This is a genomic window from Actinoplanes sp. NPDC051405, assembly GCF_055586185.1.
This window is the reverse complement of record NZ_JBVJIR010000014.1, coordinates 152,791-159,855: the sequence shown is the minus strand read 5'-3', so window position 1 is coordinate 159,855 and position 7,065 is coordinate 152,791. Positions and strand designations below refer to the sequence as shown.

Sequence of the window (7,065 nt, the reverse complement as noted above, 5' to 3'; positions counted from 1 at the left end):
ATGTCTGTCTCTTTGCTGGTGGGGGTCGGGTCGGCCCCCCCCCCCCCCCCCCCTCCCCCACCCCCCCCCCCCCCCCCCCTCCCCCCCCCCCCCCCCCAACCTTGCATGGTTTCCTGTTCCGGCTTCGGTTTTGGTTGCTCGCTGCTGGTTGCGGCGCTTCGTGGGTGATCCCCTTGCGGTTGGTGGTCTGGCTGCCGCGCTGTGGTCTTTGTAGGGGATTTTGTCGGGCAGGCCGGCGTGGGTGGTGGGTCTTGCGGACGCACCTCGCCGGTTGCGGTCAGCGGGGGTTGCGGTCAGAAACGTGGGGGACGGCGGGCGGCGGGCGGCGGGGCGGCGGGGTGGCGCAAGAATCGTCAAGGTTTTGGGGGTGGGTGGTTGTAGCGTTCGGTCGTGTCGTTGCGTACGCGGGAGTTGCTTCGGCTTCTTGCTGTTGTCAATTCGCGGTTGAATGAGGACGTTTCGTTGCCGGTGCTGGCGGAGTGGGCGCATCGGTCGCGTTTTGACTTGCATCGTCGGCTTCGGCGGCTGACGGGTCAGACGCCGAAGGCCTACACGACGCGGGTCCGGCTGGCTCGCGCTGCTGGTGATCTGGTGGCCGGCGATCGTCGGGTGTCGGCGATCGCGTTCGATTACGGGTTCGGCAGTCATGAGGTCTTCACGCGGACTTTCACCCGCCACCTGGGGCGTAGTCCGCGGAGCTACCGGGCCCGTGGGCTACATGTGCGCGGCCGGCACGTCGCCGTTGTGCATGCGTCGACGGTGCGTTCGGCGGCGCCCTGCATCAGCCTCTATCGCATGAGCACCATCGAGAGGAAAACCGTTGTGGCCCTTGATATCTCGGTTCGTGACCTGCCTGCCGTCCACGCCCTTGTGATACGTCGTCGGGTGACGCGTGATGAGATCGCGGCTGCGCTCGGCGAGAGTCTGCCGAAGGTTTTCGACTACGCCCAGCGGCATGGGCTGGCGATCGCCGGGCCGCCGTTCGCTCGCTATCCGGAAGTGGGGATGGGGTCGCTCGTGATCGAGGGTGGCATAACGATTGCCGCGCCCTCGTCAGCGGCGCTCGATGAGGGGATCGAGGCGCTTGTCATTCCAGCGGGTCGGGCGGTGGTGACCGTTCATCGCGGGCCTTACGACAGCCTGTCCGAGTCCTACGAGCAGATCGAGAGGTGGATGCGTGAGCAGGGACTGTCCGCGGCCGGAGCGCCCTGGGAGACGTATCTGACCGATCCGGGCGAACGTCCGGATCCGGCGACGTGGGAGACGGAGATCGTCCAGCCTGTTCGGTGACCGCCCGCGGCCGGCCGGGTCGCCGGCACGTGTGAGCGGCTCAGCCGGCCATTAGTGCGCGGGCCAGGAGTTGCACTGCTGCGGTCAGGGCGGCCCGGGGATTGTCCTGCCAGTTCGGCGTCAGTGGCTCGAGCGTCGTGGACAACGGATACCGGCTTCCCAGATCGGGGATCTCCCGCCTGGTTGCCTCGGCCAGCTCCAGCCAGGCCGTGACGCCCTCCTGGTTCATTCGCCGGTACGCCGCAGTCGTTCCCGCAGTTGCGCGCACGGTCGCATACAGCATCGTTACCGCCGTGGGACGTGCAGCTGGCGGGACTGCCCAATCGTCAAGGATCCGCAGCAGGCGTTCCAGCCAGTTCTGCTCGTGCGGTCCTTGGGTGGCCTGGGACCACGGCCGTTCGGTCAGCCACGGGTGCGCGACGTACACGTCGGAGAGTGCCGTGGCCCAAGCCTGGAGGTCGTCGGTGAGGGTTGTGCCCGGGCCTGTCCATTGCGGCATCGCCGAGGCCTGGTCCTGCATCAGCGCCAGCAGGTCTTCCTTGGAGCCCACGTACGGGTAGAGCGCCATGGCGGTTTTGCCGAATCGGGCCGCGACCGCACGGGTGGACACCGCCGCCAGTCCGTCGGTGTCGGCGATCGTGATGCCGGTCGCCACGATGTCGTCCAGGTCGAGTTGCTGGCGGGGGCCTCGGCGCGGGGTCGGCAGGGTGGTGCCGTGGTGCCGCCAGAGCCGGCGGACATGGGAGTTCACATTCATAGTCCTTACAGCGTATAGTGTTTTCATGGTCACCGCGCAGCTGCATGACGAATCCCTGCTCGACGTGTCGGTCCGCGGCGACGGGCCCGCCGTTCTCCTGCCCGTCAGCACCACCCTCATCGAAGGCCAGACCGCCGATCAGATGCGGGCCTGGGGCGCCGATCCGCATCTGGGTCACCGGCTCGCCACCGGGCTCGCCGACGCCGGCTTCCGGGTGATCACCGCCGACTACGAGGGTCATCTCGCCGAGCGTCCGAAACCCCGTACCCTCACCGCCCCGGCCGTCGCGGCCGACCTGCTCGCCGTGGCCGATGCGGCCGGGGCCGACCGGTTCGCCTATTACGGCTATTCCTGGCTCGCGCTCGCCGGTCTGCAGCTCGCCACCCGCACGGACCGGGTCGCGGCGCTGGCCATGGGCGGGTTTCCCCCTCTCGGCGGCCCCTACGGTCCGATGCTCACCGTCACCCACGCCGCTCATCGCGAGGCTCTCGCCCGACAAGGAAAGCCGCCGCGCGCCGTCGAGGTGCAGCCGGGCGACTGGGACGCGGCCGAGAGCACCCAGTCCCCCGAGCAGACCCAGCAGTACGTCACCCTCTACGAGTCCCTGCGCGGCTTCGACGAGCAGGCCGCACTCGACCGGCTCGGCATGCCCCGGCTGGTTTTCGCCGGCGCCGAGGACAACATCCGCTACGGGCCGCGGTGGGACAACGCGTACGTGGCGATCGCGGATGCCGTGCGGGAGCACCGCGATGAACTGGTCAAGCGTGGCTGGACCGTGGAGTTGCCGCCCGGCGCCGATCACGTGAGCGCCATGCAGGCGGATCGGGTGCTGCCCCTCCTGGTGCCCTGGCTGCGGGAGCACTGGTGTTGACTCGGCAGCATGGATCGCCGACTCAGCAGCATCGCGCATTCACATCATCCGATCGCGGCCCCGATCCTCGGGGTCAACGTCAACCGGCTGCTGCGCCGGGCCGGCCGGCAGCCGGCGGCCCGGATCCTCGATCTCGGCTGCGGTGAGGGCGCGTGGGCCCTGCAGGCCCTGGCCCACTACCCGGACGGTCACGCGGACGGCGTCGACATCGACCGGTACGCCCTGGAGCGCGCCGCCACCGCCGCAGCCGACCGTGGCCTCGCCGACCGCCTGACCCTGCACGAACGCGACGCCCGCGGCTACGTGCCCGACGGCGACTACGACCTGGTGCTGTGCGTCGGGTCGACCCACGCCTTCGGGGGCTTCGCCGAAACGCTCGAGCTGGCCGGGCGGCACGTGCACCCCGACGGCGTGCTGCTGGTCGGCGAGTGCTTCTGGGAGGCGCCGCCGCCGCCCGGGACGCCGGCCGCGCTCGGCGTCAAAGCCGAGGACTACACCGACCTGGCCGGCCTGGTCGACACCGCCGAGCAGGCGGGCTGGGCACCCGTGTACGCCCACATCAGCGACACCGCCGAGTGGGACGACTACGAGTGGTCGTGGACCGGCTCGCTCACCGAGTGGGCGCTCGACAACCCCGGCCACCCCGACGCGCCGGCCGCCCTCGCCCTGGCCCGGGAGCACCGCGAGCAGTGGCTGCGCGGCTACCGCAAGGTGCTCGGCTTCGCGACCCTGGTGCTGCGCCGCCACTAGAAGTCGAGCAGCTCGACGCACACCTGCGCGGTGTCGCCCTCGTCGAGGCCCTCGGCCTTGCGGACGGCCCGCTTGACCGGCAGCACGTACGCGTCGCGTTTGCTGTCCGGGAAGATCGACGTGGTCCAGACGCTGCCGCCGACCGTGACCCGGACGCGCACCGACCCGAAGCCGCGCGCCTGCCCGGCGGACAGCTCGCGGATCTCCTCGGACGCCTCGACCGGCAGGCTGACAAAGGTCCAGCTGTCGAGCCGGCGGGCATCCCAGTTCCACAGCTCGGCCGCGAATTCGACTTTCACGTCCCGGAGCATCGCACGAGGGTCCGACAAGACCGCTGAGGTTGCCTTTCCGCACGTCTTCGCCGAGCATCGACGGCATGCCCAAGATATCGAGCATCATAGATGTTACCGTTCGCCGAACCCCGCTCGCCGCGGTGGTGCTGGCATCGCTGGTGCTGGCCTCGCTGTTCGTCGCCAGTCCGGCGGCCGCGGCCCCGGCACCGTGGACCGGCGCCTGGGCGACCAGCCCGCAGCGCGAGAGCGGCCCGGCGTTCGCCGAGCAGACCCTGCGCATGCTGGTGCATCCGACCCTCGGCGGCTCGGCGGTGCGGATCCGGCTGAGCAACGAGTACGGCGACGAGGACGTCACGTTCGGCAAGGTGAGCGTGGCCCGCGCGGTGGCCTCCGGCGCGCCGGACCTGGTCAGCGGCACCAGCCGGCCGGTCACCTTCCGTGGCCGCGGCTCGGTCACCGTGCGGACCGGCACCCATGTCTTCAGCGATCCGGTCCCCCTCGGCGTCGCGTACGGCCAGGACCTCGCGGTCGACCTCTACGTGACCGCCGGCGGCGACGCGGCCGGGATCACTGGGCACGACGCCGCCCAGGGCACCCAGTTCGTGGCGGCCGGCAACCACGCCGGCGGCCCGGGCGCGTCGTTCACCGGCACCGTGAACTCGTGGTTCTGGCTGAACGGGGTCGACGTACGGGCGGCCCGCGCGGTGCCCGGCAGCATCGTGGCGCTCGGCGACTCGATCACCGACGGCGCGTACACGACCTGGAACGGCAACGACCGCTGGACCGACGTCCTCGCCGCCCGGCTGCAGGCGCTCCCGCCGCGCCGGCAGTTCGGGGTGCTCAACCAGGGCATCGGCGGCAACCAGATCCTGACCGACCGCACGGACTGCTGCGGCGCTGGCACGAGCGTCTCGGCGCTGAAGCGGGAACGGCAGGACGTCCGGCTGCAGACGCGCGCCCGCTACCTGATCCTCGCCGAGGGCATCAACGACATCGGCTACCACGCGGACGCCGCGAGCCTGATCGCCGGGATGACGACCATCGCCGGCCGGGCCCGCCGGGCCGGGATCAAGGTCATCGGGGCCACGATCACCCCGTACGGCTGCGAGTCGGGCTGTTTCGGCCCCGAGCAGGAAGCCACCCGCCAGCAGGTCAACGCGTGGGTCCGGACGAGCGCCGTGTTCGACGGGGTGGCCGACTTCGACGCCGCCATCCGGGATCCGCAGGAGCCGGCCCGGGTGCTGCCGGCGTACCAGGCCGACCCGCTGCATCCGAACATCGCCGGGCAGCGGGCCATGGCCGAGGCGATCGACCTGGGCCTGTTCCGCTGATCCTGGACGGGATCAGCGGATCCTGGCGCCGTACACGTGGTCGACCGTCATGGTCATCAGGACCCGGCGGTCGGCCACCATGACGGACCGGTACTCGGCCCAGTCCGGATGCTCGCCGGCGGCGCGGCGGTAGTAGTCCACCAGGGCCTCCACCTCCGGGCCCTCGGGGTCCGAGCCCGGGCCGACGAGGGTGGCCACGCCCTCGGCGGTCGCCCAGGCCCAGCCGTCCGCGCGGGTGACCTCCAGCGTGGCGCGCGGGTCGCGCCGCAGGTTCGCGGTCTTGGCCCGGCCCTCGGTCATCGAGACGTGGATCAGGCCCGTCCCCGGATCGTAGAAGGGGGTCACCGGGGACAACTGGGGACGGCCGTCCGCCTTGATCGTCGCGAGGATGCCGAGCCGGCTCTCGGCGAGCAGCGCGCGAGGGTCGAACGGCGCGGCTCCGGTGGGAGAAGTCATGGCCCCATCATCAACCCTCGGACCGGTGCGGCGGGGCGTGCCGGCCTCGCCTGAGGCTGCGTTAAGGTCGGCGAATGACGTACGACGTCGCCCGCGTCCGGGCCACCTACCCCGCCCTGGCCGAAGGCTTCGCCCACCTGGACGGAGCGGCCGGCACCCAGGCCGCCGGGCCGGTCGTCGACGCCGTGGCCGGCACCCTGCGCCGGGCGGTGTCCAACCGCAGCGTGGCCTTCGAGCCGGGCCGCCGGGCCGGGGAGATCGTCGCCGCCGCCCGCGCGGCGGTCGCCGACCTGGTCGGCGGCGACCCGGGCGGGGTGGTCTTCGGGCCCAGCGCGACCGCATTGACGTACGTGGTGGCGCGCACGCTGGCGCAGTCGTGGCAGCCCGGTGACGAGGTGGTCGTGTCGCGGCTCGACCATGACGCCAACGTGCGGCCGTGGGTCCAGGCGGCCGAGGCTGCCGGGGCGACCGTGCGCTGGGCGGAGTTCGACGCCGACAGCGGGGAGCTGCCCGCGAAGCAGTACGCCGACCTGGTCGGTCCGCGTACCCGGGTGGTGGCGGTGACCGCGGCCAGCAACGTGACCGGCGCGATGCCCCGGGTCCGGGAGATCGCCGACCTGGCCCACGCGGCCGGCGCGCTGGTCTACGTCGACGGCGTGCACGCCACCGCGCATGTGCCGACCGATGTCCGGGAGCTCGCCGCCGACTTCTACGTGACCAGCGCGTACAAGTGGTCCGGTCCGCATCTCGCCGCCGTGATCGCCGAGCCGGCCCGGTGGGAACGGCTGCGGCCGGCCAAGCTGATCCCGTCGTCCGACGCGGTGCCGGAGCGCTTCGAGTTCGGCACGCCGAGCTTCGAGCTGCTCGCCGGGGTCACCGCCGCGGTCGAGCACCTGGCGGCGCTGCCCGCGCTGTCCGGTGGCGGCCCGGGGGGCCCGGGAACGACGCGCCGGGACCGCGTGGTGGCCGGGCTGACGGTGGCTGCCGCGTACGAGGCGGAGCTGCTGGAGCGGCTGCTGACCGGACTGGCGGCGAATCCGGCGGTGACGGTACTCCCGGCCCCGGCGCAGCGGTGCCCGACGGTGTCGTTCCGGGTCCGCGGGCAGTCCCCCGCCGAGACCGCCGGGCTGCTGGGCGAGCAGGGGATCTGTGTCTTCGCCGGCGACTACTACGCGTACGAGTACTTCACCGCGGCGGGACTGCGCGAGAGCGGCGGCGCCGTGCGGGCCAGCATCTACCACTACAACACCGCCGGCGAAGTGGACCGGCTGCTGGCCGCGCTGGGCGGCTGACCGGTCCGGCATCGAAATGCATCAT

At 71.8% G+C, this 7,065-nt stretch carries 8 protein-coding genes; 5 read left to right on the top strand and 3 right to left on the bottom strand.

The window, feature by feature from the left end:
• Positions 1-390 precede the first annotated feature (390 nt).
• Positions 391-1,290 (top strand): helix-turn-helix domain-containing protein, encoded by a 900-nt coding sequence (locus ACZ6S4_RS28455; RefSeq protein ID WP_465477829.1) that lies wholly within the window; start codon positions 391-393, stop codon positions 1,288-1,290.
• Positions 1,291-1,330: 40 nt separating this feature from the next.
• On the opposite strand, the gene ACZ6S4_RS28450 is transcribed toward ACZ6S4_RS28455, so the two are convergent.
• Positions 1,331-2,047 (bottom strand): TetR/AcrR family transcriptional regulator, encoded by a 717-nt coding sequence (locus ACZ6S4_RS28450; RefSeq protein WP_465477828.1) that lies wholly within the window; start codon positions 2,045-2,047, stop codon positions 1,331-1,333.
• Positions 2,048-2,072: 25 nt separating this feature from the next.
• Between ACZ6S4_RS28450 and ACZ6S4_RS28445 the strand changes: the two genes are divergently transcribed.
• Both ACZ6S4_RS28445 and ACZ6S4_RS28440 read left to right on the top strand, forming a co-directional pair.
• Complete coding sequence (locus ACZ6S4_RS28445; RefSeq protein WP_465477827.1) at positions 2,073-2,918, top strand: alpha/beta fold hydrolase; 846 nt, start codon at positions 2,073-2,075, stop codon at positions 2,916-2,918.
• Positions 2,919-2,927: 9 nt separating this feature from the next.
• Complete coding sequence (locus ACZ6S4_RS28440) at positions 2,928-3,668, top strand: SAM-dependent methyltransferase (RefSeq protein ID WP_465477826.1); 741 nt, start codon at positions 2,928-2,930, stop codon at positions 3,666-3,668.
• Here ACZ6S4_RS28440 and ACZ6S4_RS28435 read toward each other — a convergent pair.
• On the bottom strand, positions 3,665-3,979 hold the full coding sequence (locus tag ACZ6S4_RS28435) for a DUF1905 domain-containing protein (protein ID WP_465477825.1): 315 nt from the start codon (positions 3,977-3,979) through the stop codon (positions 3,665-3,667). The two genes, ACZ6S4_RS28440 and ACZ6S4_RS28435, sit on opposite strands and share 4 nt — an antisense overlap.
• A gap of 122 nt (positions 3,980-4,101) precedes the next feature.
• On the opposite strand from ACZ6S4_RS28435, the gene ACZ6S4_RS28430 reads away from it, so the two are divergent.
• Entirely contained in the window at positions 4,102-5,292 is a 1,191-nt protein-coding gene (locus tag ACZ6S4_RS28430; RefSeq protein WP_465477824.1) for an SGNH/GDSL hydrolase family protein, read from the top strand.
• A gap of 12 nt (positions 5,293-5,304) precedes the next feature.
• Here ACZ6S4_RS28430 and ACZ6S4_RS28425 read toward each other — a convergent pair whose 3' ends face one another.
• A complete protein-coding gene (locus tag ACZ6S4_RS28425; RefSeq protein WP_465477823.1) occupies positions 5,305-5,748 on the bottom strand; it encodes a PPOX class F420-dependent oxidoreductase in 444 nt (147 codons plus the stop codon).
• A 74-nt stretch (positions 5,749-5,822) separates the two neighbouring features.
• On the opposite strand from ACZ6S4_RS28425, the gene ACZ6S4_RS28420 reads away from it, so the two are divergent.
• Positions 5,823-7,040, top strand: coding sequence for a cysteine desulfurase-like protein (locus ACZ6S4_RS28420; RefSeq protein ID WP_465477822.1), 1,218 nt, complete (start codon positions 5,823-5,825; stop codon positions 7,038-7,040).
• Positions 7,041-7,065 lie beyond the last annotated feature (25 nt).